We start from the raw sequence: 23,711 nt of genomic DNA, 5'->3' as shown, positions 1-23,711 counted from the left end.
TCGTATCTGTCCTATGCTGAAGATGGGTAGATAGTGTTGTGGGTGAGACTGTGTTTTTCAGCGTTGTGATACCAACTTATAATCGCCAACCGATTTTAGAAAAGTGCCTCCGTGCCTTGGAGGTACAAGAGTTGAGTAAGCCAAGTTCGGTTACTGATTACGAAATTGTTTTGGTGGATGATGGTTCTACTGATGGCACATTGGAGTGGTTAGCAGCACACAAAGAGGAGTTTCCCCATGTGCGCTGGTTTCAACAAGATCATGCTGGCCCAGCTGCGGCTCGAAATTTGGGAGTAGAACAAGCGCTGGGAGACACAATTATCTTTATTGATAGTGATTTAGTAGTGCTGGATAATTTCTTGCAAGCTCATGTTAACGCATTAGTGCAGGGGAAAGAGAAATTGGGGTGCGATCGCTTTTTCACTTACGGTGCAGTTATTAATACTTGCAATTTCGATAATCCAACGGCTGAACCCTACAAAGTAACAGATTTTTCAGCAGCTTTTTTTGCTACGGGAAATGTAGCAATCCCTAAACATTGGCTAGAGAAAGCAGGACTTTTTGACACTAGTTTTCAACTCTATGGTTGGGAAGATTTAGAATTAGGTGTGCGGCTGAAAAAACTAGGTTTGACATTAATTAAATGTCCAGAAGCTGTAGGATATCATTGGCATCCAGCATTTAAATTAGAACAAATTCCCCGATTGATTGACCAAGAAATTCAACGCGGACGTATGGGAGTTTTATTTTATCAAAAGCATCCTACATGGGAAGTGCGAATGATGATTCAAATGACTTGGTTGCATCGCTTACTTTGGGGAATTTTGTCACTAAATGGCGCACTTAATGAACGGACAATGGCTCCATTTTTGCAATGGCTAATTAATTTAGGTAAACCTCAACTGGCTTTAGAAATTGCCCGAATTTTCCTTAACTGGTACAACGTGAAGGGTGTCTATCAAGCTTATGCTGAAATGCAGCAAGTATCGTGATTTCAAACCGGGTAAACTTGGATTTACCCAGTCACGTCACGTCAAAATTGCCCCACCCATCAACCGCTCATACCGATACTTCAACTCTTGTTTCATCAAATACCAACGCTCTAGAGTAACATCCATCTCTATTATTTTTTCTGCTGCTTGCCGCGCTAAAAGTAAAACTTCTTCATCTTCGACCAAACTCGCTAAGGTAAAATCTGGCACTCCAGATTGACGAGTTCCCAATACTTGACCTGGGCCACGAAAACGCATATCCATTTCGGAGATGAAAAAGCCATCCTGAGATTGTTCCAACACCTTCAACCGTTGTTGAGCATCAGGACTTCTGGAACTGCTCATCAACAGACAGTAAGACTGAGCCGCGCCACGACCGACACGCCCCCGCAGTTGGTGGAGTTGTGATAAGCCAAATCGCTCTGCATTTTCAATGAGCATTACTGTAGCATTAGGTACGTCTACACCAACCTCGACAACGGTAGTAGAAACCAAAATTTGCGTTTGGTTATCACGAAATTTGGTAATCGCTTCATCCTTATCGGCTGAACTCATGCGACCGTGCAGCAGCCCCACTTGAAAGTCGGGAAAAACACTTTCCTGTAGCTTTTGATGCTCATCAACAGCCGATCGCAAATCTAATTTTTCTGATTCTTCCACTAACGGCAAAACCACGTAAACTTGTCTACCTTGGGCAATTTCTCGGCGGATGAGGTCGTAAGCATGGTTGCGTTGCTGACCTGACAATACTGTTGTCTGAATCTTTTGCCGTCCTGGCGGTAACTCATCAATTTGGCTCACATCCAAATCCCCGTGTATCGTCAGTGCCAAGGTTCGGGGAATTGGGGTAGCTGTCATAGTTAACACATGGGGTTGCTCGCCTTTTTGCTGCAAACGCGCCCGTTGTTCTACCCCAAAGCGATGCTGTTCATCTATCACCACTAACCCTAGTTGCTGGAAGTTCACAGGGTCTTGAATCAAGGCATGGGTTCCTACTAACAGAGGTAATTCACCAGTTCCTAACTGAGAATGTATTTGTCTTCGTTTAGCAGTTTTTGTGGAACCTGTCAATAATTCCACTGGCAAATGCAAGAGGTTAAACCAGCTAACTAACTTGCGATAGTGTTGTTCTGCCAAAACTTCTGTGGGAGCCATCAGCGCCGCTTGGTAGCCAGATTGAATTGCTGCAAGGATAGCTAGCACGGCGACGACGGTTTTACCAGAACCGACATCACCTTGCACCAAACGATTCATTGGCACAGGTTTCTGCAAGTCGTTGAGGATGTCGTTGAGGACTCGTTGCTGTGCACCAGTAAGTTGAAAAGGCAATATTTCGTGGAATTTTTCTACAAGTTGACCACGTGGGACAAGGATGGCGCTGGTTTGAATCGCTCTTGCTTGCTGCTGACGTTGCAGTAACCCAAGTTGCAGGTAGAAAAATTCATCAAAAACTAGGCGGCGACGGGCAACTTGCAGGGCGGCGCTATCGCTGGGAAAGTGAATATTAGCGATCGCATCTTTCAATTCCATCAAACCATACTTCTGTCGCAAACCACTTGGTAGAGGGTCTTTCAAGTTAGCCGCAGCAGGCAAAGCAGCAATTACCGCTTGTCGCACTGTATTCGCCACCACACCCTCAGTTAGTCCATAAATTGGCACCACCCGCCCAATATTCAGCGACTCAATTGTATCTCCTGGATTTGCCAAAACCTCTAGTTCTGGATTATCCAGTGTCAATCCGTATTTACTTTCTTTCACCAACCCACAGGCCGCCAGAATACTACCTACTGCATAACGGCGTTTTAAACTTTCTTGCCAAGCGCGACTGCTAAAGCGCGTACCTGCGTAAAAACGACCAATTTTGATTTGACCACTGTTATCTTTGACAATCAGTTCTAAAATTGATAATTTCTGATTTTTGGGACTAGTAAAACAGTTGCAACGCTTTACTGTAGCCACTATTGTCACCGTCTCACCCGCCTGTAACTCGCGGATATTCACCTGACGCGCATAATCAATGTGGTCACGAGGATAGTAAAAAAGCAGATCGCGGACGGTGTGTAAACCAAGCCGTGCCAAATTATCAGCTTTTTTAAAGCCTATTTCTGGCAAGTCACTGAGTTTTTGCTCAATTTTCGGGGCAAGCCTCCGACTAACCTCAGCAACAATTGGAGATTTTGGATTTTGGATTTTTTTCCCCTGCTCCCCTGCTCCCTTGCTCCCCCGGTTACTGAGCGCAGTCGTTGGCGCAGCCTCTCGTAGAGAAGTATGCTCACCCTGCTCCTCTTGCTGTAGTTGTGAGAGATACCTCCGAGTCTCTGCTACTAAGTGTTGTCTTTCTTCCAGCGCTAAATGTGGATAACTAGCAAATTGTACCGCTAGTCCTTGCCAACGGCGGCGTTCAGTTTGCGGCAATCCTGTTGGGAATTTGCCCAAAGTTAGGCTCAGAAATTCACTGAAACGGTATTGTCTGCCCACCAAGTCTGTAAAGCCACGTTCAGCTTCTATTGCCAAGGCTTTGTGCAATCGTATCCAATCTGGTTTTTCATTAGTCATTGGTAGCAGAGTGAGGAGTGAGGAGTTAGGAGTTAGGAATAAATAACTCATAACTCATAATTCATAACTCATAACTTTATTCAAACCAACTAGCACGCCATGCAGCTTCAGCTTCAGCAATTGCCTTCTCTCGATGTTTCTTTTGATACTCTCGCCCTAACTTGTTTAGCTGAACTAAAATACTGCGGATTTGCCTGCGCTCAGAGGAGAGTGTCGTATCAGCAAATTCAATTTCGCCTAGCCGCAGGTTAATAGCCATAATTTGTGTCAGTCCAGAATCTTCTGACTGCTGCTCATTTTCAATTTCAATTACTAAGTTTAATAAATTGGGTGGTCCTGGCATTACCTCGGCAGATGCTTCTGATGCAGCCGCAGCCGCTGCGGCTAAAATCGGTTCTGGTAGTTTTTTGGGTAATACCCCAGCTTTTTGTAATAAAAGATTTGCATCATGCGAAAGTTTTTTCAGAATCTCTTGCGTGACCTCTTCTAAGTTCTGTTGCCATTTTGCCAGTTCTATAGGACTAGAGGTGTCGAGGGGAAAAGGTTCAGGGGTAGATTTGGCCGGGATCACAGGAGATGAGGATGTTACTCCCCCATGTCTACCATCTTGCCCATCTCCCTCATCTGTTCCATCTCTTTCATTTCCCCCTGCTTCCTCACTTTTTATACAAGTGAGCAATTGCTCAGATGCCAGTTGACCCAACTTGCGGATGGCTTGTTGCAATTGTTGGCGCTGATTCAATGATAAATGCAGAAAGTTTTCGGGATACCCCTGGGTACAAAGGTGGTAACTCGCAAGAATTAACTGTTTTCGTACAGCTAGTCCCAAGGTGGCTAGATAACTAGCATAAGCGGTTTGTAATTCTACTGCGATCGCGCGGATCGTTTCTTTCAGTGCTGCAATATCCCGTTCAATTCGCTCGATTGCTCTTGCCATATCTTTTCGTTCTTGCCCATCTGAACCATTACATAGTACAAATGTACGAATCTATTTTAAGATAACTTTCCAGAGGATTTTAGATTTTAAATTAAATGCGATATCTTGCGTTTTTACTAATAAAATACAGGTCAGGCTATTTGCTTGACCTGTTTGGTAAAGAGTCATTAGTCATTTGTCCTTGGTAAAGACTAATGACTAATGACTAATGACCAATGACTAATATTACTTGCTGCCCATTTGTGCAGCGACTTCATCAGCAAAGCTAATTTCTTGCTTTTCAATGCCTTCGCCCAGTATATAGCGGACAAAGCGAGTCACTTGAATGTCTTCGCCTAATTGCCCTTTCACTTGCTTCACCAAGTCTTCTACAGAAATACTTTGATCGCGAATGTAAGGCTGATCGAGCAAAGTCAATTCTTTCAGGCGTTTTTCAATCCGTCCCTGAACAATCTTTTCTTTGATGTTATCTGGCTTATTCGCCAAATCATCCTTGCCCATTTCAATCTCTTTTTCCTTTTGGGCAACTTCGGCGGGAATTTGGTCTACGCTCACATACTCGACATTGGGACAAGCTGCAACTTGCATTGCAGTGTTCCGTGCCAAGGTTTGGAACTCTGAATTAGCAGCCACTGACTCAGTTTGAGAACCCAGTTCTACCAATACACCAACTCGACCGCCAGTGTGAATGTAGCTGTCTACTATACCTTGTGTACCTTCCGCTAGTGCAAAATTGACAAAGCGACGCACTTGAATGTTTTCACCGAGCGTGGCAATGGTTTGCTTGATGAATTCTTCTACAGTTCCATTTTTATTATCAATATAGGGTTGAGCCAACAAAGACTCAACACTATCAGCAGTCGCTGCTTGCTTTGCCAGATTCTTAACTAAAGCTTTAAAAGCCTCGTTACGAGCAACAAAGTCGGTTTGGCAGTTGACTTCTATGAGTACACCCACTCGACCACCAGGCTGAATGTAAGTGTCTACTAGACCTTCTGCCGCAACGCGATCGCTTTTTGCCCCCGCCTTAGAGATGCCCTTTTTCCGTAGCCAGTCTGCGGCTTCTTCTACGTTGCCTTCAGTCTCTATCAGCGCCTTTTTGCAGTCCATCATGCCGGCACCAGTTTTTTGGCGTAGCTCTTGGACGAGTTTTGCAGATATTTCCGCCATGTTGCCTCAATTCCTAACTTGACCTCGAGTTGTAATCGCTCACGGGTGTTGAGTATTTCTATCTTACTCAGGGCTGGGGGAGAAAAAATAATGAAGTTATAAGGTATGAGTTTTTTCGCCTCTACCTTAGCCTACGAGTTACCGCAGGCTAGGGCGGATTGCTGCCACTCTGCAAACAACCGCCCTCCGCTGCAAACTTGCTTCACCCCTGCTTTACTTATTCCTCTTCTTCCTCGTCGGGAATTACGGCGTCAGTATATTCGCTTTCTTCGTAGTCTTCGTCATACTCACCGCCCTCGTAATCTTCGTCATACTCTTCAGCATCTAGCTGGCCGTGACGACCTTCATAAATGGCATCCGCCAATTTTCCTACTATCAGCTTAATTGACCTGATAGCATCATCGTTTGCTGGGATGGGGATATCTACTACATCTGGGTCACAGTTTGTATCCAGCATAGACACAATAGGAATATTCAGCTTTTGACATTCTTGAACTGCGTTATATTCCCGCCGTTGGTCTACAATTACGACGATATCGGGCACTTTTCGCATTGTTTTAATGCCGCCCAAGTATTTCTGGAGCTTCGTCATTTCTCGACGTAGCATTGATGCTTCTTTTTTCGGTAATAAATCTAGTGCGCCAGTTTCTTCACGGCGTTCTAAATCTTTCAGACGGTCAACTCGTGTTTTGATGGTTGCCCAGTTGGTCAACATTCCGCCCAACCAGCGTTGGTTAATGTAGTGGGAACCACAACGGCTAGCTTCTTGGGCAATAATTCCAGCTGCTTGACGCTTGGTGCCGACGAAAAGAAATTTCTTCCCTTGTTCTGCGTGCGATCGCATGTAGTTGTAAGCATTATCCATCAACTGGGCAGTTTGCACCAAGTCGATAATATGTACACCATTGCGGGAAGTATAAATGTAAGGAGACATTTTTGGGTTCCAACGCCGGGTCTGATGCCCAAAGTGAACCCCTGACTCCATCATTTGAGCCAATGAAACTACTGGCATATAATTTTTAACTCCGATTCGGGTTAAACCTCCATCCAAGTGTATTTCCCAATCGGGAAACACCCGAATTCTCAGATGTGCGAGATTAGTTAACCATACTAGGTTAACACAGACTGCTAACCCCAATAGGAAGAGTTGTAGATTGATTATGTAGATTGAGGGCGAGAAAATAGGGTTGCCCACTCAACAATCAGGCAACGCTATGCTTTTAGTGATGAAAATGCTGCTCTTCTAACATCTCATCTACTTGCGGTCTTCTTGATCCTTGGGCTTAGGTTTTTGTCGCCGTTGTTCGATCTGATCGTCGATGGTTTCTCTCATTTTGCGATCGGCAGCGTCCATCGCAGAATACTTAAAGCGGTTGATTATGCCACTGAACAAGTTGCCAAAGAATCTTTCAATTTCTTGCATAATTTTATACCTCAATATTTAAAGGTAAATTCTTGACTTTACATTGATCTTGGACTTTCTAGTGGAAGTAGGAAATAAAACGCTAACCTGTCCTTGGAGTATCTGTATAATCTCTTAGCGTCTCTGGGTGCTTAAAAGGCTGGCGGTTTATTTATCCTTTGATTCAGTTTTGCTTGGGAATGACTGTATAAAACAGTCTTTTCAATTAAATTAGTATTGTTGAGACTTACTAGATTGAAACGCGCTAGAGATTCATCTATTGTATTCTGTCTCAGGTAATAAATGTAGCAAACACACGGCTAACAAATTGTCTACTTGGCATTTAGCCAAGATATAACCAAAAATCTGGAAGATGATCTCAAAAAGCTTGATTTTCCGTTGTAAATGATGGCTGAAAAACTCAGATGTAGCAAATTGTAAACCCAGACAGGATAAAGTTTTTCAAACGGTCTTGCAGAAAACTACACATATATCGGTTTTATACATGGTCTAAAATACTACTCGCTTCCTGCTGATAACGCTTGGGAGTTATGTGTAGCATTCGTTGAAACGGGGATTAATACAGACTTATGGGCCATCACCGGGCAGAGCGATCGGTTTTTTTGGTACTTGGCTAGTTTATATTGTCGGCAGTCTGGCTTGTCTTTACTACAGCGTGCGGCAATTTTTATAGTCCAGGGACGACCCTGTATCTTACTCAATAGTATCGGGGTCTACATTGAGCGATCGCAACCTTGCCTTTAACTGTTCTATCTGCAATTCTGCCTGTTCTGCTCGTTGGCGTTCCTGTTCTGCCAGTTCTTCTGCTTGCTGTCTTGCTAAAACTTCCTGTCGTAAAGCCTCTACCAGTTCACCAGGGATCAGTAATTTTTCCCCTGTATCCTCTCGATAAAACCCAATTAGCCTTTCCTCAACTACCAAGCGCAGTTGTAACGGTTCACTGCGTCCATCTTGTATCGGTTCGTAGATTTCTCCCCGCAGGCGATAGCCACGTAACTGTTGTTCTACCCACTCGCCTTTAGGGTCAAATAGCCAGTATTCCTTGACGCCTAGCTGCTCATAAAGGGTTTTTTTGAAGATTTCGTCTTGTCCCTTAGTACCAAAAGATGTTATTTCAAAAATAACTGTGGGTACTTGACCCTCTTCCCAGGTTTTATAGTTGTCCCGACCGCCAGGTGCAACATCAAAAATCACCATCACATCTGGAGCTACCCGCAACTTGGGAAAGCCTTGTGCATAGTAAAGAAATTGATTTGCCAAAACTGTTGCCTGACGATTTGTCAGATACTGTTTCAGAACTTCTAAGGTAGTTAGTAAAGCATAAAGGTGGTCGTAAGTTTCTGCCACTGGTTGACCATCAGCACTGGGGTAGAAGATTTCTGATTCGACACTAACAGGTACAGTAGCCGTCATGGTTATAAAATCAGTGCTACGAGATTATTGTAGAACAACTCTACTTCTCCCTAACTTGGGATGTACAAGCTTTTCAAAATATAACTAGATAACTCACAAAATCCTTCCCCTTCGGCAGCGTTAGTAATATAAGCAGGGTGATATTTCAACTGAGTCATATATTCCAGCACGTTTGCCACGCCTACAGAAATAGGGAAATAACGCCGATCAAATAAACTTTCATCATTGGGACTATCGCCAACAGTAACAATTTGTTCTGGTGAATACTGGGGCAAATATTCACGCAATACCTGCAACAATCCCACTGCTTTATCTTGTCCTTGGGGTTTAATGTGACACTGCACGTTGCTATAGGTAAATCCCCAACCCATTTGTTGACAGAGACTATCTAGAGTTTGTAATTCGTCTTGACGCAAAGCAGCTACATCAAAAGTCCAGTCAGTGATACGAAACCGATTATCAGCAGATTCTTGGATTTGAGGAAATTTAGTTTGTAAATTCTCAAAAGTTGTAGCCAAGTGCTGGCGATGTTTAGCTAAATCGGGAATGGGTGTTAAGACTACTGGTTTCTGGTTCCCAGGTGGAAAGTACAAACCGCCATTTTCTGCCATCGCACCTGCCACTGGCATCAAGCTACTCAATCCACTTACCCACCCAGCAGAACGTCCTGTGACAATCAGTACTTTAATGTCAGCTGCCGCTAAATCCTCTAAAGCTTGCAGCAGTGGGGGAGTAAATTTTCCTCTTCTAGTCAGAGTGCCATCCATATCTGTGGCTATCAGACGAATATTGCTCAGGCAAATAGATGAAACCTCAGACAGGGCAGGGAGGCTCAAATGTCTGGACATAGGCGGTTTGTAAAAAGCTGTAAAAAATACTAATCATACAGCAAGATGGCATTGAAGATTTGGGCATCCTAAACATCAGGAGTCAAGTTTTTCAGTTTCCAACCATGTCCACTTCAATGTTTCTTGCCCAATCCTCCGGGACAAAGACTAAAAAGGCATCCCAGGAAGTGCCAGCAAGTAATCCTCAAATACCACCATTATTGTTGGTAACTTCTGGAGGGCTGGCTTTAGCGGTGATTGCTTTGATTGTGTATAGTAAGCTCCAGATGAATCAGCTGGAGAAAAAACTCAAGTTTGAACAATTCCGCGCGCGAGAACTAGAGAAAAAGTTTAAGCTGGCGCTGGAAACAATCCGCAAAATGGAAACTAATCCCGATTTGGTCAATTCACGGGACTTTAACCTGGATTATCTGCGAATGCGGATGTCAGAGGAGGTGTTTCATTTTGCAATTCTAAATCAAGTTAAGATTCAGATCAAAGAAAAAATTTCTCAAGCCTTGCGTCCAAATCAAGCCCAACAAGGATCAGTCGGAATTGCTAATAGTGCTGGACGGCAAGTAGATGAAATTTTTGATGTAGAGTATGAGACTGGTAGTCCAGGTAACTCTGCCAAGCGAGTACTATTTCGGATTCAAATCCGGTTAATGAAGTTACCGACACAAGCAACTTCTGCAACTATTAGTCAAATTATTGACTGTATAGAAACTTACCTAAGCCCCATAGAAGACGAAGATAGTTGGCAACCAATAATTCAAGGTCGGATTGCTACTATGCATTGGGATCAAAAGGCTAAACCTACGCCTCTACTGGTGCTAGAGCAATCGAATGAAGGCGTAAATGTGACTTTTCGCACTAGTCGCCAACCAAATGCCCCAACTCAGCAACCACCTGGAATGAAAAAATCAGGCTCGGCTAGACAATAAATTATGGCTGTCATTAGTCATTGGTCATTAGTTACTTGTACTGAGCGACTTGCCCTGAGCGCAGTCGTACCCCTCCGGGGAAGCAAGCTAGGCGTAGCGTCCCGTAGGGAAGGGAGCCGTTGGCGCAGCCTCTCGTAGAGAAGTATTAGTCATTAGTCATTGGTCATTCACAAAGAATAAATGATTAATGACTAAAATTATGACTGAATAGCTGCATTGGGGGAATTACGGGTTAAAAGACCATCTTCCATTTCTACGATGCGATCGGCTATGTCTAAAATGCGGTTGTCGTGTGTCACTAATAAGATAGTAGTTCCCTGATTTTTGGCTAGACTCTGCATTATTTCCACGACATCGCGTCCTGATTGTTTGTCTAATGCTGCTGTTGGTTCGTCTGCTAACACCAATGGGGGACGATTCACCAAGGCGCGGGCGATCGCAATTCTTTGTTTTTGTCCACCAGAAAGATTGTCTGGGTAATAATCAACTCGTTCTTCTAGCCCAACAGACCCCAGCATGGCTTTTGATTTAGCCACTGCTTCTGTTTGAGAAATATGATCGTTCAATTCTACCGCCATTTGCACATTTTGCTTTGCTGTCAAGAACCCTAGCAAATTGTGAGCTTGGAAAATATAACCAATGTTGCGTCGCATCTGCACCAGTTTGTTTTGACTGACGCCAACGAGTTCTTCACCTAAAAATTTTAAACTTCCTTCTTGTACAGACCGTAAACCACCAATCAAGCTCAGTAATGTTGTTTTACCTGAACCTGATGGCCCGGTCATAATTACAATTTCACCAGGATAAATGTCTAGGTTGATATCAAATAATATCTGTTTTCTCAGTGCGCCTTTGCCATAGTAGTGATTGAGATTTTTAATGGCAATTACAGGTTCTTGTCTCATCATAAATTTGTTAGCTATAAGTTAGCAGTTCCGAGACGGAACTGTAGTGCCTTTCAGAAATTAAGTTTTCTTAATTATTAATGATAGGCTATGGTTAACAACAATATCTTTTAATTAATATTGAATTAATTAAAAGATATCTGCTGGATCGGCAGAACGCAATTTTCGGACTGCGATCGCACCAGAAATAATGCACATCATCATAGTCAAAATCAACACCATTACGGCACGATCAAAACTCATAAAAACTGGTAAAAGAGTTGCTTCTCTAGCACTTTTATACATAAATAAAGCAAAAACTATACCAGGGAAGTATCCTAAAATTGCTAACAACAAAGCCTCTTGAAGAATGACTGTTAACAAATAGTTTTGTGTATATCCTATTGCCTTGAGAGTAGCGTACTCAGCTAAGTGATCTGCAACTTCTGTATAAAGGATTTGATAAACAATCACAGTCCCTACAATGAAGCCCATGACAGTCCCTAATGTGAAAATAAACCCAATAGCTGTACTATTTGCCCAATAATTACGCTCAAAATCAATAAATTCTTGCTTAGTTAAGACATTTACCTCGTTAGGTAAATACTTTCGTAATTCTTGGGCGACAACTTTAGCATCTGCTCCCGGCTTTAATCTAATCAGCCCAATATCAATTAATCCTTTTTGACGATTGCTGAATATCCGCAGAAAGTTAATATCACTCGTAATTAAATTACCATCTGCGCCAAATGATGCACCTAATGTAAATAGTCCTTCTACTTTAATTCGCCGCCTTCGTACTTCTGCTGTTACAGTCTTTCCTTGCTGATAATTAGCAGCAATTGGGCCATACTCTACTCTAGAAGAACGGTCAAATAGAACTACATCAGGTAGTTTAAGTTTATCTAAATTCTCCTGAACTCCAGGTAAGTTAACTAGGTTAGTTTCTGGGTTCATTCCAAATATCAGGATACTACGAGGGCGGCCTGTTACAGGATTTTTCCAGATTGTAAAGTCTAAATATATTGGATGTACTGATTGTACTGCTGGTAACTCTAAAGCTTTATATAATCGCCGTTGAGAAAAGCTTCTCATCGCTAGAACAGCGCTGGATTGACTATTGATTAAGACAATATCGCCCTGCAAGCTGTTGTGAAATCGAACATTACTATAATACAAAGCATCTCGGAAACCGAGTTGCATAAACATTAAAATATCAGCGAAAGAAATTCCTGCCAAAGCCACAGCTAGGCGAGTTTTTTCCCTTGTCAGTTGGAGCCACGACAGAGGTATTTTTTGATTCATTTTCTAGGCATCCAAGCACAGTTAGCAGTTATGGAATTCAAAACTTAGGAGTTAGGAGTAGTAAAACAGTATTTATATCTGGCTTTTAAGTCTAGGTTCCGTACCTCACTTAAAAACAAACTGCTGTAAATTATCAGACATTATTTATATAATGTTGAAAATTGATGAAACAGCCTAATGAAGAACATTCCCAATTTAAAATATCAAATTATAAATTTGTATTACTGCTCACCTAGAACTTGATTAGTTATCAATTTCGACAACAACTTTAGCGTAAGTTAAACCAGAAACTTTCTGGCTATCTTCTGGAGGCAGAGCAATTTTGACTTCTACTACTCTGGCATCCACATCTGCTGCTGGATCTGTATTCAGCACGTCTTTTTTACCAATTTTTCTGCCAATTTCAGTGACAGTTCCCTTTAATTCGCCGCTAAATGCTCCATTATCGCTGGTGATAGTAGCATTTTGACCAATACGCACTTTACCAATGCTGTCTTCGGCGACTTCAGCAATCACAAACATTTGGCTGGTTTGTCCAATTTCAGCAATGCCATTTGCACCGATCGCTTCGCCTGACTTGGTGTAAACCTTTAAAATCTCTCCAGCGATTGGTGCTTGAACGTAGCTCAATCTCAGTTCTGCTTCGGCTTTTCTGACATTTGCAAGGGCATTACTAACTTGGGCTTGCGCTACTTGCACATCGGTAGGACTAACATCCAAAATTCTGCTCAGTTTGGCCTTTTCTTCATCGATTTGTCTTTGCAAAGTTGCTACAGTTTTATCGCGGTTAACTTTGGCTTCGATTAACTGCTGCTGCAAAGTTGCTAAATTTTGTATTTGGTTAGCTCTAGCCTCAGCAAGTTGCTGTCGCAGGGTTGCCAATGTCTGCTTTAGCGTAGCTTGGCTTTCAGCAACCTGCTGATTAGCAGTTACTGCACTCAAGCGTCTTCTGTCCCGCTCTTGCTGAGAAATAGCACCTTCCCTGTATAAAAAATCATACCGTCCAGCATCGACTTGAGCATTACGCTGTTCGGCTTGAATACGTGTAATTGTCGCTCTTAGAGCATCTCTTTGCCCACTAAGTTCAGCTTCTAGGCGGTTCACGGTTGCTTGTTGGACAAGTTTATCACCACTTAACTGGGCTGCAATCCGCGCGATCGCAGCTTGTTGAGCATTCCTTTCGCCAATTAACTGCGCTTGTAGGCGAGCAACAACTGCTCTTTGGGCTTGAATATCTCTTGGAGATCCAGCCCTAACTTGCGCTAAATTTGCCCGAGCTTCTTGCACCTTGGCTTTTGCCTCTTCTAGTCCGGCTATTTGGGTATCGCGGTTGTCCAAAATTGCCACAATTTGACCTTGCTTTACCTGTTCACCCTCTCTCACCAGAAGTTGCTGAATTCGTGACGATGGTGCTAATCCTGATGATGGGGCGGACAATTTAACAACTTCGCCTCGCGGTTCCAAACGCCCTACAGCACTAATGCTATTGGTAGATGGCATTACAGGTGCGGATGTAGTTAGTTTTCTCAGCTGCTCGATTTTAGCTGTACCTAGTATCCCAGCAGCGATTACTATTGGCACAGCGACAGCGATACCCCACCAAATCTTAGGTTGTTCATGATTAAGTGCCTGCTCACTTGGCTTTGGCTTTTCAGTCACCCTTGACATAATATGTTGCCCATTTACCTGAATTGTGCTGATGGAAGTAAAAATAAAAGGGTTTTTAATCAACAGCCAGCCGCTTAGGACAAACAACAGTGGTTTAAAGCTGGGTATGGCTTAAAATCCATTGCGTGATGAACGCTCAACACTATGGCTTTGTAAAATGGTGTTTTCTATAGCGATGTCTTACGACAAGCCGCTGACGCTCCTTCTCTGCGAGACGCTACGCGAACGTCGCTACCGCTTCGCTAATGCGTCTACGCTCGTACCCTGCGGGTACTCCGTTGGAGAACTCGAAGAGTAGCTAGGCATCTATGTATACAATACATTGACCTCTCTCCAAACCTCTCGGAGAGAGGCTTTGAGGCTTACTCCCCAACGCTAGTAGAGAAGGGGGTAAGGTTAGGTCTATATTGAAACCGAGAAGTGCTGTGGTAGCTGGGTATTTAATAACTCTGAGTATTATTGAGACATGGGTGCAATGGGAGTTAGCAGGATTTACAAGCAGTATGAATCTAGATGTAGAAACGCGACATATCACATCTCTACACAAAATCCCAAATTGGTATGATGCGGTACTCTACTGCTACATTCACTATGGCTACAGTGAGCCACAAAATTGAAAAGAAACATCAAAAATAGACTGTTGCCTTTGCTGGATACAATCTTGCTACAAAAGTTAGTCTTCCTTAAGTCAATCAACGATTAACTAACTAAAAAATATCTGTCAACTTGAGCATTTCTAAACATCAGAGTATCCTTAACTTTCTGGTCAATGAGTTAGCAGGGCTAGTTGCTTGCACCTACCAAGACAACAAACCATTTTGTGATATTCGCTTCAAAGACCTTACTATTCTCCCTGCTGCTGTTTTGGGACTCCATTAAACTCTCGTTGAATGAATTCTACATTTATCCGTTACGCGAAAACGTAACAGAGCCTACAGATGGGGAACTCTGAGTTTGGAGGGAGTTGAGAGGGATGAGGGGGATGATTAATTTGGCAGGTCGAATAGAACTGTGGTCATATAATGTTCTGCCCAAGCTGGGCCAAAGGCTTTTTCTAGTACGCGGCGGGTTTTATCGTTTTGTTGCTGTTTGGTGCAGTAGTTGTGTTGTCCAGCGAGATTTTGTGTGACTTGTTCGACTGAAACAGGATGTGAAGCGATCGCTTGGGTGCAATGAATGTCTAAAAATTCTCGCACCCGCGAAAGAAACATTGTTTCTTCTTCTGGGGAACTGGGGCGCACAAAGATGCAAAAATCCGAAAAAATATTTCCCCATTCAGGTAATTCACGAGGTTGGGAAAAGTTAAGCACTGTTAGCTGTGTCAGTGCAGAAGTATAAGATTCTGGTAAGGTGCGTTCTAAGTGAATCGGAGAAAGGTCTGCGATCGCAGCACTAATTTGACCTCTACCCCCAACTAAATCGCAACCAAACATCGGCAGGTTGTATTCTGGACGGGGAAACATGACGCAGTGCAAAATATCCAGCATATTTCCGATTTTTGCCAGTTCCAAGTGCATTTTCCGAAACTGGGGCGTTTGATAGCAGCGGTTTTCAATCGTCAGTTTTTCGCCTTCTAGTCTACCTTCCACATACCCCAACTCATCAGGCAAATGGTAGGGCGATAGATCCAGGTGCTGATGCCAAGCTGCCTCAATACAATCAGCTAGCTGACGAATTAGGGGATGTTGTTGCTCACGCAGCGAGGGCATAGAAGTAAATGACATATTCTAGTTGGGAATGCGATCTAGTGGCCAGTCTACAACCTGTCGTGCCATACCTGTTGTGGTCTGCAATATAAGCAAACACTTACACCCAGCCAACGTAAATTTATAAGACAGATGCTTTTCAGAATGATTATTTATTTTGTAGTCTAGGTTACAGAAATAATTTTAGATTAGTCCATTTGCGAAGGCTAATAGAAAGCTATGAAACTAGATTCTCATAGACCAGATTTTGCTGTGCAAACAAGAAGGCAGAATCTGGAAGGTTTGCAGCAGTTAAGAGTTTCTATTTGGGTGAACCTTTTGCTACTTCCCAACCCTTTTAGTTTTGACGAAGCACTTTTATTATGTCCGGTTTCAGCGGATGAGTGGCTGGTCTGGATTCCAGATCATGGCGAAGCAATACTCAATATCAGACAATTTAGTTATTAGTCATTGGTCATTGGGATTAACTTTGGACAAAGGACTATTGCCAGAAATCAGTGACATCGTATCCCAATTCCTCTAGCATGTGCCGCAGCAAGGGTAAACTGAGTCCAATTACATTGGTGTGACAGCCTTCAATTTTTTCGACGAAGAAACTTCCAAAACCCTCGATGGCAAAAGCACCAGCACACTTGAGGGGTTCACCTGTGGCAACATAGGCTTTAATTGCCTTCTCGCTCATTTGAGCAAAGTAAACTCTTGTAACTTGAGACTTGACTAAAGTGCGGTTTTGGTCAGTGTCAATTAAGGCATGACCTGTGTACAAGTCGCCAAAGTTACCTTGCATTATCTGCCAACGAGCGATCGCTTCAGAGAAGTCTGCTGGTTTGCCGTAAATTTCACCATCGATGGACAAAACTGAATCACAACCCATAATCAAAGCTGATTCAAACTGCGGGGCTATGGTTTCTGCTTTGTACTGGGCAAGAGTTTTGACCAATTGTGCTGGTTCACTTAGTTGAATTTGCGACTCATCAAAGTCACTTGGTCGAACTATCGGTTCAATACCAACAGTTTGCAGCAAGCGGCGTCGGGCTGGGGAAGCTGAGGCAAGTACAAAAGGTGGAATTTTCATGAGATTTCAGAAAAATTTGTTAATTGGGGATTGGGGATTGGGGACTGGGTATTGGTTTTTCTCCCCCTGCTTTCCCTGCCTCGCCTGCTCCCCATTCCCCAATTAATAGACAGAAAAAGAATTGACAACCTCATCAATCATTCGTTTAACTTTCTGCCAGCGTTTTTCAGGAATTGAGGCGTTGAAGGTAAAAAGTTTACCACGGCTCACAGCAACGCTGGCGATGTTGTGTCTTTGCTGTTGATTGGGGAGTTTAACCTCATACTCTAAAAGGTAGTATGTTTTACCGTCAACTTCTCGCTGTGCAGCATTGACTAATTCCGCCGAACGACCAGAGTCAGGAGGCGCGAGAGCGGCTTTTCCTAATTTATATCCTACTTCTGTTGGGGTTCCCAATTCTGGCAAAGTTTTGCCTTCTGGAACTGGGCTAATCACAACCGAAACATTTTCAGACACCTCAATTAAATCGTGGAAAACCACATCTGGCCCATTGGCAACTTTAACTGGCAGCCAGCCGTTAGGATATAAAAACTGATAGCCATCATTAGTGTCTACAAAGCTTTTGAGTCCAGCCGCCGCAGCTACACCAGAATTACTTAGACTGAAGCTCAACACTAATAGCAAAATTAATACAATTCGTTTCCACATTTATACAGATTCCTTTGGGCTGGATACAACACAAGGCTTGCATCATTTCTCGTCTTTATTCTCCCACCAACCGGGACGCTTCGGATGATGCATTAGATGGTGAGGGATCAATGCCCAGTGGAATATATAGTTATAAAACAGGAGAGGCAGATAATCTACCTCTCCTATGTAGGGATAGACAAATTACTTCAACTATCCCATGATTATTTCCAACTGACTAGGCTTAGTATCTGTTGGGTTTGTGAACAAGAAAGCTGAGAACTTGGCACTGCTTGATGTTGTCAAAACCCACAACACGAATATAGCTGCCGTTAAACTGAGAGCGGCATCCTTGAACTTCGCTCAATACTTCTTGAGTGGATTTAGCACCAAACAGAGGCAGCTTCCACATTGTCCAATATAATTCTGTTGGCTCAGAAGTTTCGTTAAACTCGATCGCTGGAATATAACCTTGATTCAAAATGTACTGAATCTGCTTGGCAATTTGAGCGTCAGACAGAGGTGGTAGATAAGAAAGGGTTTCGTAACGACGCTCTTTTGGTAAAGTTTGCATAGCTTTTGATAATGGGTTGCGATTTTTTACTACTAGGTTGAACGAATTAATTGGATAAGTTATCCAAATTCGGATCTGAAGTTGCTTGCTGTTCTGGTTGCGGACTGGGGTTAGATGTGTCTATTCGTGTGATGCGTTCTAAATGCTGGCGACGCTGTTCCATGTTGGCTTGCTGAATGCCAGTGCGAACCATTTCCGGTAAAAATTCGATGATTTCTTCCGCGATGTGTTCCCTGACAGTCATGATTCGCAAAGCCAAATCTGGTTTTTCTCGCAACAGTTGCTCAATGTATGATTCACCATTCTGAATTTTGCCAGCAGAAAAGTTATGCAGCCAAAGTTCTAATGGCGGATTCGTTTCGCCTAGCTGTGCCAGTACTGTCCTTAGAGCCTGATAAGTCAGGTAGCTTTGGAGAGTCTTGGCTGTGTCCTTCGCAATTTGCTTAAGATTCATGCTTGACCCCAGCCCTGAAGAGTTATGAGTTATGAATTATGAGTTATGAATTAATGCAAATCTTAACTCTTGTACAGACGCGATTAATGAGCCAGCGCGTTGCAGGGGTTTCCCCCGTTGTAGCGACTGGCGTCGCGTCTCTACTTCTAACTCTTAACCGTTAACTCAGATCAGACGGTATCCATTGCTTCAAACTCGAACTTGATTTCTTTCCACAGTTCGCAAGCAACAGCTAGTTCAGGAGACCACTTGGCAGCTTCGCGGATGATATCGTTACCTTCACGAGCCAAGTTGCGGCCTTCGTTACGAGCTTGAACAACAGCTTCCAAGGCGACGCGGTTAGCTGTAGCACCAGGAGCGTTACCCCAAGGGTGTCCTAGAGTACCACCACCGAATTGTAGTACGGAGTCATCACCAAAGATTTCTACCAGTGCGGGCATGTGCCATACGTGGATACCACCAGAAGCAACTGCCATTACACCAGGTAGAGAAGCCCAGTCTTGGGTAAAGTAAATACCACGAGACTTGTCTTGCTCAATGTAGTTTTCACGCAACAGGTCAACGAAGCCCATTGTGATGCCACGCTCACCTTCCAACTTACCAACTACTGTACCAGTGTGGATGTGGTCACCACCAGACAAACGTAGGGCTTTAGCCAATACACGGAAGTGGATACCGTGGTTCTTTTGACGGTCAATTACAGCGTGCATAGCACGGTGAATGTGCAACAGAATACCGTTATCGCGGCACCAACGAGCCAATGTGGTATTAGCGGTGAAACCTGCGGTCAGGTAGTCATGCATGATGATGGGCTGTTTGAGTTCTTTTGCGTACTCAGCCCGTTGCAACATTTGTTCGCAGGTAGGAGCGGTGACGTTTAGGTAGTGACCTTTAATTTCACCGGTTTCTGCTTGAGCTTTGTTGATAGCTTCAGCTACGAACAAGAAGCGATCGCGCCATCTTTGGAATGGTGCGGAGTTGATGTTTTCGTCGTCTTTGGTGAAGTCCAAACCACCGCGTAAGCACTCGTATACAGCGCGTCCGTAGTTCTTAGCAGAAAGACCCAATTTGGGCTTAATGGTACAACCCAGTAAAGGACGACCGTATTTGTTTAACTTGTCGCGCTCAACTTGGATACCATGAGGAGGCCCTTGGAAGGTCTTGATGTAAGCTACTGGAAAGCGGATATCTTCTAGACGCAGTGCCCGCAGAGCTTTGAAACCAAATACGTTACCTACAATTGAGGTCAATACGTTGGTTACAGAACCTTCTTCAAACAAGTCCAGAGGATAGGCAACGTAACAGATATACTGGTTGTCTTCGCCGGGAACTGGTTCGATGTCATAGCAACGACCTTTGTAGCGATCGAGGTCGGTGAGCAAGTCTGTCCACACAGTTGTCCAAGTACCTGTGGAAGACTCAGCCGCTACAGCCGCACCTGCTTCTTCGGGAGGAACACCAGGCTGGGGTGTCATGCGGAACGCAGCTAGAAGATCGGTATCTTTTGGTGTGTAATCGGGTGTGTAATAAGTTAGTCTGTAATCTTTAACCCCGGCTTGATACCCAGACTTGCTCTGAGTCTTCGTTTGAGCGTAAGACATATTTTATCCTTCCCTGAAATCACTCTTGTTAATTATCAAATCACGTTTTGTGCAACTTCCCCTCACCCCGCTCTTTCCCCCCTCTAGAGCGGGGGGAAGATCAGGAAAATTTTTGTTAAGGGTTGCTTTTGGCAGAGGTTAGCAGTTTTTGTGCGGCGGACACTTTGGTAGCGGTGGTAGCCCTCCTCACCAGTGTTCTCCCCTTCTAGGGGTACACGACCTAGCGCTTCTACTGTTCCCTCTTCCTACGAATTAAAATTCTTTTTTACCTCTTCTTCGCACCCGACTAAACCTTCTCAATTTCACCAAAACTTCCGCTTTTTGCGGCTTGATTTAGATAATTCCCCCACCAATCGGGGTATTCAGGGGATTGGGCTGGCTGGCACACATTCCCGCCTCTACACTCCTTATATCTTCTCCGTTGATAGAAAAGATACCAGAAAAGAATTTCCTTGACAGAGATTTAGCAGAGTAATGAACGAAAGATAAAAAATCGCACACCACGTAATTTGTAACTTGTTTCACAATATATCAAGAATTCGATAAGTTATTCTTTGAAAGTTTTTAACTTATCTATTTAATTTTGTTATTACATAAAGATTTAAACATTTTGTTACAAATGCTTTACAAAGTGTCATCAATGGTATTCGGAGACTGGGAATTCGGGGCTGGGTATTGGTAATGAGAAAGTATTCCTAAATATTTATTTCCTAGTCCCCAATCCCCATTGCCCCTAATCCCCAGAGGGGGTCCCGAGTTCCCTAATCCTCAATGTTTAAAAAATCCCAGCTAGGGGAACACTGGAATTAACCCAAAGCCAGTTTAGGTAACGGCTATGGGTAGTGTCTCCAAAGGAAATTTCACCGTGGTATTGTTTTGCAAGCGTACTAGTTTATTGATTACTTCCACCTTGCTGGGGTTGATAGCTTTGCCAAATATGGGATGGGCGCAAAAAACCCCTGACATTAATTCATCTGATTTAACCCCCTCTTACCCAGCTTCCCCACCGCCACCGCGAGTAGAACCCTTACCCGATGAGCGGGGAGTGCAAGAAAATTCTCCACAAACTGATTATCGGGTTGGTAACTTACTGGGAGATGTTACAGGCAATCTTTGGGTAGGTTCTTGGCGGGGGCTATCGCGGATTGATCCTAAAACTGGCAAGATTGTTTCTCGTGTTAGCTTACCGAATATTGCCATTGGTGCTTTAGCCCAAGACAAAGTAGGACGTTTGTGGGTAGGAAGTTATGAGGGATTAGTTCGAGTAGACCCCCACACTAACGAAATCACCGCACAGAATTTATTTTTGCCTTCTAAACGGGTGTTGTCATTGTTACTTGACAAGCGGGGTTATTTGTGGACTGGAACCGATAGTGGTTTAGCTCTAATTAGTCCTGACCAAGGCTTGATTATGACAACATTAAAAAATTTGCCTGGTGTCAGCGCCAACACTTTGACTTTAGATGCTGAAGGTCAACTGTGGGTTGGTACCCTTGATGGATTGGTGCGGGTAAATACTGCTAGTGCAACGATTATGAAACGGATTGCCGATTTACCAGGGACGACTGTACAAGCTTTAGCTATCAGTCCAGAAGGGTTAATCTGGGCGGGAATGCCAAATAATTTGCTAGTTATTAACCCAAAAACTGGTGCAGTACTACGGTCTGTAACTCGCCTGCGTGGGCGTGACGTGACAGCGGTACGTTTTGCTAAAGATGGTAGTCTCTGGGTCGGGACTAATAATGGTTTGTTACGATTAAATCCAAATACAGGAGCTGTGTTAGACGGAGAAGTTGCTGGACTTCCTTCTAGTCGGGTTCTTGCCCTTGCACCTGACATCGGCAATAAATTATGGATCGGCACTAGTGAAGGTCTAGCTTGGTTAATGCCTAAAACAGACAGTGCAAAACCCCATATTGCTTTCGGTCGCGCTGTTAAGTAGGGACTAGGGACTGGGGACTAGGGACTGGAGACTAGGAAATTTTATTCCTAATACCCAATACTTAATAACCAAATACCTAATCCCCAATCCAAAATCCAAAATCCAAAATCTAAAATTGGCAATGGCAATCACTACCCAGCAATTAATTCAATGGAAACAACAGGGACGTTCAATTGTCGCGTTGACCGCCTGGGATTATACGATCGCTCAACTCCTCGATGCAGCTGGTGTAGACTTAATCCTTGTGGGTGACTCGATGGCAGTAGTTCTTGGGTATGAAACAACACTGCCAATTACTCTGGATGAAATTATATATCACGCTAAAGCTGTGCGCCGTGGGGTTAAACGGGCATTAGTAGTTGTAGATTTACCTTTTTTGACGTATCAAGAAAGTCTCCAACAAGCGATGCACTCAGCTGGCCGGGTACTAAAGGAAACCGGCGCTCAAGCGGTAAAATTGGAAGGTGGCTATCCAGCGATCGCCCAAACTGTGGCTCGTTTAGTAGAAGCCGGAATTCCGGTCATGGGTCATGTGGGTTTGACACCACAATCAGTACATCAACTGGGTTTGCGACAACAAGGAAAAACCCAAGAAGCGAGTGAGAGGATTTTACAAGAAGCGATCGCTCTCGAACAAGCGGGTGTATTTTCTCTAGTTTTAGAGCATATACCCGCAGATTTAGCAATGCAGATTTCACAAAAATTGAGTATTCCCACAATTGGTATCGGTGCGGGAATTCACTGCGATGGACAAGTTTTAGTTACTTCAGATGTCCTCGGACTGGCAGAAAAGCATCCACCATTCGCCAAAGTTTACACGAATTTGCGCGAGACGATTACCAAAGCCGTGCAAAATTATGCTGTGGAAGTGCGAGAGCGGAAGTTTCCTTAATTTCATCATTAACTGTGAGTGAGACTCAGGCAACAAATCTCTTAAGAGTTCTACTTCAAAAAGATCCAGAGCAAGTACAAACTTGGTTGAGAATGGTTTGGGCAGAACAACAGCAAGTACCAGAAAAATTTAACTGGCTTGGTTTGGCTGAAATCTCTACTTTCAGAGCGCAAGAACTAGCCAATCAAGAATCTAATGAATCTCATTCAGAGAGCCTTGCTTGGGCAGAGATCGCAACTTCAGTTTACGAGTTTTTAGCTGAAAATAATCCTACTTTTTCTGAGAGCTATCTATATTCTTTAATGGGATTACGAGCTTACACGATCCTAAAATTTGGTGCTCTTCCAGGAAATCCAGTTCTCGATATACAGCAGATTGTTAATTGGTTTTTTGATAATTTACACATTTCCTATCAAGAAGCATTAATTAAAGCAACAGATTGGAGAGAAACTTTAGCTGCGAATAATCCAGAAGAAACTCAAAAAAAGTTTGAGAGCGAACTGGAAGATATCAGAAAACTAAGGTTGATTAAGAATCGGTTAGGAATCATTAAACGATTATCTAAGAGTAAATATTTTCTTCCAAACGAGGAACTCAATATTTGGATTTCACTTTGGGAGAAATTGCCCTGAGTCATGCTGCTTAGGAATGCGGATTAAATAAAATCCAGAATTATGCCACCTGTGGTTTAGCGGTGTAATTCCATTGCGGCAAATAATCA

24 protein-coding genes are annotated in these 23,711 nt (G+C 43.4%); 8 read left to right on the top strand and 16 right to left on the bottom strand.

Features of this window, described 5'->3' with window-relative positions; all coding sequences use genetic code 11:
• The first annotated feature begins 38 nt into the window (after nucleotides 1-38).
• Nucleotides 39-992, top strand: a complete 954-nt coding sequence (locus RM347_RS25590; protein ID WP_322719496.1) for a glycosyltransferase family 2 protein — start codon at nucleotides 39-41, stop codon at nucleotides 990-992.
• A gap of 36 nt (nucleotides 993-1,028) precedes the next feature.
• Here the strand turns inward: RM347_RS25590 and recG are convergent, their stop codons facing one another.
• The 7 genes from recG to RM347_RS25555 form a co-directional block, all read right to left on the bottom strand.
• A complete protein-coding gene (gene recG / locus RM347_RS25585; RefSeq protein ID WP_322719541.1) occupies nucleotides 1,029-3,548 on the bottom strand; it encodes an ATP-dependent DNA helicase RecG in 2,520 nt (839 codons plus the stop codon).
• A 76-nt stretch (nucleotides 3,549-3,624) separates the two neighbouring features.
• A complete protein-coding gene (locus RM347_RS25580) occupies nucleotides 3,625-4,485 on the bottom strand; it encodes a hypothetical protein (RefSeq protein ID WP_322719495.1) in 861 nt (286 codons plus the stop codon).
• 225 nt (nucleotides 4,486-4,710) lie between these two features.
• On the bottom strand, nucleotides 4,711-5,655 hold the full coding sequence (gene tsf / locus RM347_RS25575; RefSeq protein ID WP_322719494.1) for a translation elongation factor Ts: 945 nt from the start codon (nucleotides 5,653-5,655) through the stop codon (nucleotides 4,711-4,713).
• Nucleotides 5,656-5,872: 217 nt separating this feature from the next.
• Nucleotides 5,873-6,667: a 30S ribosomal protein S2 gene (gene rpsB, locus RM347_RS25570; RefSeq protein WP_322719493.1), complete on the bottom strand. Its 795-nt coding sequence runs from the start codon at nucleotides 6,665-6,667 to the stop codon at nucleotides 5,873-5,875.
• A gap of 243 nt (nucleotides 6,668-6,910) precedes the next feature.
• Nucleotides 6,911-7,078, bottom strand: a complete 168-nt coding sequence (locus RM347_RS25565; protein WP_322719492.1) for a hypothetical protein — start codon at nucleotides 7,076-7,078, stop codon at nucleotides 6,911-6,913.
• Between the two features lie 693 nt (nucleotides 7,079-7,771).
• Nucleotides 7,772-8,491: a Uma2 family endonuclease gene (locus tag RM347_RS25560; RefSeq protein WP_322719490.1), complete on the bottom strand. Its 720-nt coding sequence runs from the start codon at nucleotides 8,489-8,491 to the stop codon at nucleotides 7,772-7,774.
• 50 nt (nucleotides 8,492-8,541) lie between these two features.
• Nucleotides 8,542-9,339 (bottom strand): HAD family hydrolase, encoded by a 798-nt coding sequence (locus RM347_RS25555; protein ID WP_322719489.1) that lies wholly within the window; start codon nucleotides 9,337-9,339, stop codon nucleotides 8,542-8,544.
• Nucleotides 9,340-9,443: 104 nt separating this feature from the next.
• On the opposite strand from RM347_RS25555, the gene RM347_RS25550 reads away from it, so the two are divergent.
• Nucleotides 9,444-10,262 carry a hypothetical protein gene (locus tag RM347_RS25550; protein ID WP_322719488.1) on the top strand — a complete coding sequence of 273 codons (819 nt, stop codon included), beginning with the start codon at nucleotides 9,444-9,446 and terminating at the stop codon, nucleotides 10,260-10,262.
• Nucleotides 10,263-10,459: 197 nt separating this feature from the next.
• Here the strand turns inward: RM347_RS25550 and RM347_RS25545 are convergent, their stop codons facing one another.
• The 3 genes from RM347_RS25545 to RM347_RS25535 all read right to left on the bottom strand — a co-directional run bounded on the left by RM347_RS25545 (nucleotide 10,460) and on the right by RM347_RS25535 (nucleotide 14,119).
• A complete protein-coding gene (locus RM347_RS25545; RefSeq protein ID WP_322719540.1) occupies nucleotides 10,460-11,167 on the bottom strand; it encodes a DevA family ABC transporter ATP-binding protein in 708 nt (235 codons plus the stop codon).
• A gap of 129 nt (nucleotides 11,168-11,296) precedes the next feature.
• Nucleotides 11,297-12,451, bottom strand: a complete 1,155-nt coding sequence (devC, locus tag RM347_RS25540) for an ABC transporter permease DevC (RefSeq protein WP_322719487.1) — start codon at nucleotides 12,449-12,451, stop codon at nucleotides 11,297-11,299.
• A gap of 243 nt (nucleotides 12,452-12,694) precedes the next feature.
• On the bottom strand, nucleotides 12,695-14,119 hold the full coding sequence (locus RM347_RS25535) for an HlyD family efflux transporter periplasmic adaptor subunit (protein WP_322719486.1): 1,425 nt from the start codon (nucleotides 14,117-14,119) through the stop codon (nucleotides 12,695-12,697).
• A gap of 407 nt (nucleotides 14,120-14,526) precedes the next feature.
• Between RM347_RS25535 and RM347_RS25530 the strand changes: the two genes are divergently transcribed.
• Complete coding sequence (locus RM347_RS25530; protein ID WP_322719485.1) at nucleotides 14,527-14,736, top strand: hypothetical protein; 210 nt, start codon at nucleotides 14,527-14,529, stop codon at nucleotides 14,734-14,736.
• 369 nt (nucleotides 14,737-15,105) lie between these two features.
• Here the strand turns inward: RM347_RS25530 and RM347_RS25525 are convergent, their stop codons facing one another.
• The gene (locus tag RM347_RS25525; RefSeq protein WP_322719484.1) at nucleotides 15,106-15,843 is read right to left on the bottom strand and encodes a phycocyanobilin:ferredoxin oxidoreductase; all 738 of its coding nucleotides are present in this window, start codon (nucleotides 15,841-15,843) and stop codon (nucleotides 15,106-15,108) included.
• Nucleotides 15,844-16,044: 201 nt separating this feature from the next.
• Between RM347_RS25525 and RM347_RS25520 the strand changes: the two genes are divergently transcribed.
• A complete protein-coding gene (locus RM347_RS25520) occupies nucleotides 16,045-16,272 on the top strand; it encodes a hypothetical protein (protein WP_322719483.1) in 228 nt (75 codons plus the stop codon).
• Between the two features lie 34 nt (nucleotides 16,273-16,306).
• Here the strand turns inward: RM347_RS25520 and RM347_RS25515 are convergent, their stop codons facing one another.
• From RM347_RS25515 to rcbX, 4 genes are all read right to left on the bottom strand, one after another.
• The gene (locus RM347_RS25515; RefSeq protein WP_322719482.1) at nucleotides 16,307-16,900 is read right to left on the bottom strand and encodes a Maf family protein; all 594 of its coding nucleotides are present in this window, start codon (nucleotides 16,898-16,900) and stop codon (nucleotides 16,307-16,309) included.
• Between the two features lie 102 nt (nucleotides 16,901-17,002).
• Nucleotides 17,003-17,548: a photosystem II reaction center PsbP gene (gene psbP / locus RM347_RS25510; protein ID WP_322719481.1), complete on the bottom strand. Its 546-nt coding sequence runs from the start codon at nucleotides 17,546-17,548 to the stop codon at nucleotides 17,003-17,005.
• A gap of 223 nt (nucleotides 17,549-17,771) precedes the next feature.
• Entirely contained in the window at nucleotides 17,772-18,101 is a 330-nt protein-coding gene (locus tag RM347_RS25505) for a ribulose bisphosphate carboxylase small subunit (RefSeq protein WP_012410539.1), read from the bottom strand.
• 46 nt (nucleotides 18,102-18,147) lie between these two features.
• A complete protein-coding gene (gene rcbX, locus RM347_RS25500) occupies nucleotides 18,148-18,555 on the bottom strand; it encodes a RuBisCO chaperone RbcX (RefSeq protein ID WP_322719480.1) in 408 nt (135 codons plus the stop codon).
• A 38-nt stretch (nucleotides 18,556-18,593) separates the two neighbouring features.
• On the opposite strand from rcbX, the gene RM347_RS25495 reads away from it, so the two are divergent.
• Nucleotides 18,594-18,719, top strand: a complete 126-nt coding sequence (locus RM347_RS25495; RefSeq protein WP_322719479.1) for a hypothetical protein — start codon at nucleotides 18,594-18,596, stop codon at nucleotides 18,717-18,719.
• Between the two features lie 6 nt (nucleotides 18,720-18,725).
• On the opposite strand, the gene RM347_RS25490 is transcribed toward RM347_RS25495, so the two are convergent.
• Nucleotides 18,726-20,156: a form I ribulose bisphosphate carboxylase large subunit gene (locus RM347_RS25490; protein WP_012410537.1), complete on the bottom strand. Its 1,431-nt coding sequence runs from the start codon at nucleotides 20,154-20,156 to the stop codon at nucleotides 18,726-18,728.
• A gap of 835 nt (nucleotides 20,157-20,991) precedes the next feature.
• Here RM347_RS25490 and RM347_RS25485 point away from each other — a divergent pair.
• The 3 genes from RM347_RS25485 to RM347_RS25475 all read left to right on the top strand — a co-directional run bounded on the left by RM347_RS25485 (nucleotide 20,992) and on the right by RM347_RS25475 (nucleotide 23,622).
• The gene (locus tag RM347_RS25485; RefSeq protein WP_322719478.1) at nucleotides 20,992-22,098 is read left to right on the top strand and encodes a ligand-binding sensor domain-containing protein; all 1,107 of its coding nucleotides are present in this window, start codon (nucleotides 20,992-20,994) and stop codon (nucleotides 22,096-22,098) included.
• Nucleotides 22,099-22,219: 121 nt separating this feature from the next.
• Entirely contained in the window at nucleotides 22,220-22,990 is a 771-nt protein-coding gene (gene panB, locus RM347_RS25480) for a 3-methyl-2-oxobutanoate hydroxymethyltransferase (RefSeq protein ID WP_322719477.1), read from the top strand.
• Nucleotides 22,991-23,004: 14 nt separating this feature from the next.
• On the top strand, nucleotides 23,005-23,622 hold the full coding sequence (locus tag RM347_RS25475; protein ID WP_322719476.1) for a hypothetical protein: 618 nt from the start codon (nucleotides 23,005-23,007) through the stop codon (nucleotides 23,620-23,622).
• Nucleotides 23,623-23,711 lie beyond the last annotated feature (89 nt).

The sequence above is a fragment of the Nostoc sp. ChiQUE02 genome, assembly GCF_034531305.2.
Classification (GTDB): Bacteria; Cyanobacteriota; Cyanobacteriia; order Cyanobacteriales; family Nostocaceae; genus Nostoc.
Note: the sequence above shows the minus strand (reverse complement) of the source record. Positions and strands in the feature narration are given on the sequence as shown.

Coding starts and splice junctions, on each gene's coding strand:
- recG (WP_322719541.1), bottom strand. CDS start 3,548: ATGACTAATGAAAAACCAGATTGGATACGATTGCACAAAGCCTTGGCA.
- RM347_RS25580 (WP_322719495.1), bottom strand. CDS start 4,485: ATGGCAAGAGCAATCGAGCGAATTGAACGGGATATTGCAGCACTGAAA.
- tsf (WP_322719494.1), bottom strand. CDS start 5,655: ATGGCGGAAATATCTGCAAAACTCGTCCAAGAGCTACGCCAAAAAACT.
- rpsB (WP_322719493.1), bottom strand. CDS start 6,667: ATGCCAGTAGTTTCATTGGCTCAAATGATGGAGTCAGGGGTTCACTTT.
- RM347_RS25565 (WP_322719492.1), bottom strand. CDS start 7,078: ATGCAAGAAATTGAAAGATTCTTTGGCAACTTGTTCAGTGGCATAATC.
- RM347_RS25560 (WP_322719490.1), bottom strand. CDS start 8,491: ATGACGGCTACTGTACCTGTTAGTGTCGAATCAGAAATCTTCTACCCC.
- RM347_RS25555 (WP_322719489.1), bottom strand. CDS start 9,339: ATGTCCAGACATTTGAGCCTCCCTGCCCTGTCTGAGGTTTCATCTATT.
- RM347_RS25550 (WP_322719488.1), top strand. CDS start 9,444: ATGTCCACTTCAATGTTTCTTGCCCAATCCTCCGGGACAAAGACTAAA.
- RM347_RS25545 (WP_322719540.1), bottom strand. CDS start 11,167: ATGAGACAAGAACCTGTAATTGCCATTAAAAATCTCAATCACTACTAT.
- devC (WP_322719487.1), bottom strand. CDS start 12,451: ATGAATCAAAAAATACCTCTGTCGTGGCTCCAACTGACAAGGGAAAAA.
- RM347_RS25535 (WP_322719486.1), bottom strand. CDS start 14,119: ATGTCAAGGGTGACTGAAAAGCCAAAGCCAAGTGAGCAGGCACTTAAT.
- RM347_RS25525 (WP_322719484.1), bottom strand. CDS start 15,843: ATGTCATTTACTTCTATGCCCTCGCTGCGTGAGCAACAACATCCCCTA.
- RM347_RS25520 (WP_322719483.1), top strand. CDS start 16,045: ATGAAACTAGATTCTCATAGACCAGATTTTGCTGTGCAAACAAGAAGG.
- RM347_RS25515 (WP_322719482.1), bottom strand. CDS start 16,900: ATGAAAATTCCACCTTTTGTACTTGCCTCAGCTTCCCCAGCCCGACGC.
- psbP (WP_322719481.1), bottom strand. CDS start 17,548: ATGTGGAAACGAATTGTATTAATTTTGCTATTAGTGTTGAGCTTCAGT.
- RM347_RS25505 (WP_012410539.1), bottom strand. CDS start 18,101: ATGCAAACTTTACCAAAAGAGCGTCGTTACGAAACCCTTTCTTATCTA.
- rcbX (WP_322719480.1), bottom strand. CDS start 18,555: ATGAATCTTAAGCAAATTGCGAAGGACACAGCCAAGACTCTCCAAAGC.
- RM347_RS25495 (WP_322719479.1), top strand. CDS start 18,594: ATGAGTTATGAATTAATGCAAATCTTAACTCTTGTACAGACGCGATTA.
- RM347_RS25490 (WP_012410537.1), bottom strand. CDS start 20,156: ATGTCTTACGCTCAAACGAAGACTCAGAGCAAGTCTGGGTATCAAGCC.
- RM347_RS25485 (WP_322719478.1), top strand. CDS start 20,992: ATGGGTAGTGTCTCCAAAGGAAATTTCACCGTGGTATTGTTTTGCAAG.
- panB (WP_322719477.1), top strand. CDS start 22,220: ATGGCAATCACTACCCAGCAATTAATTCAATGGAAACAACAGGGACGT.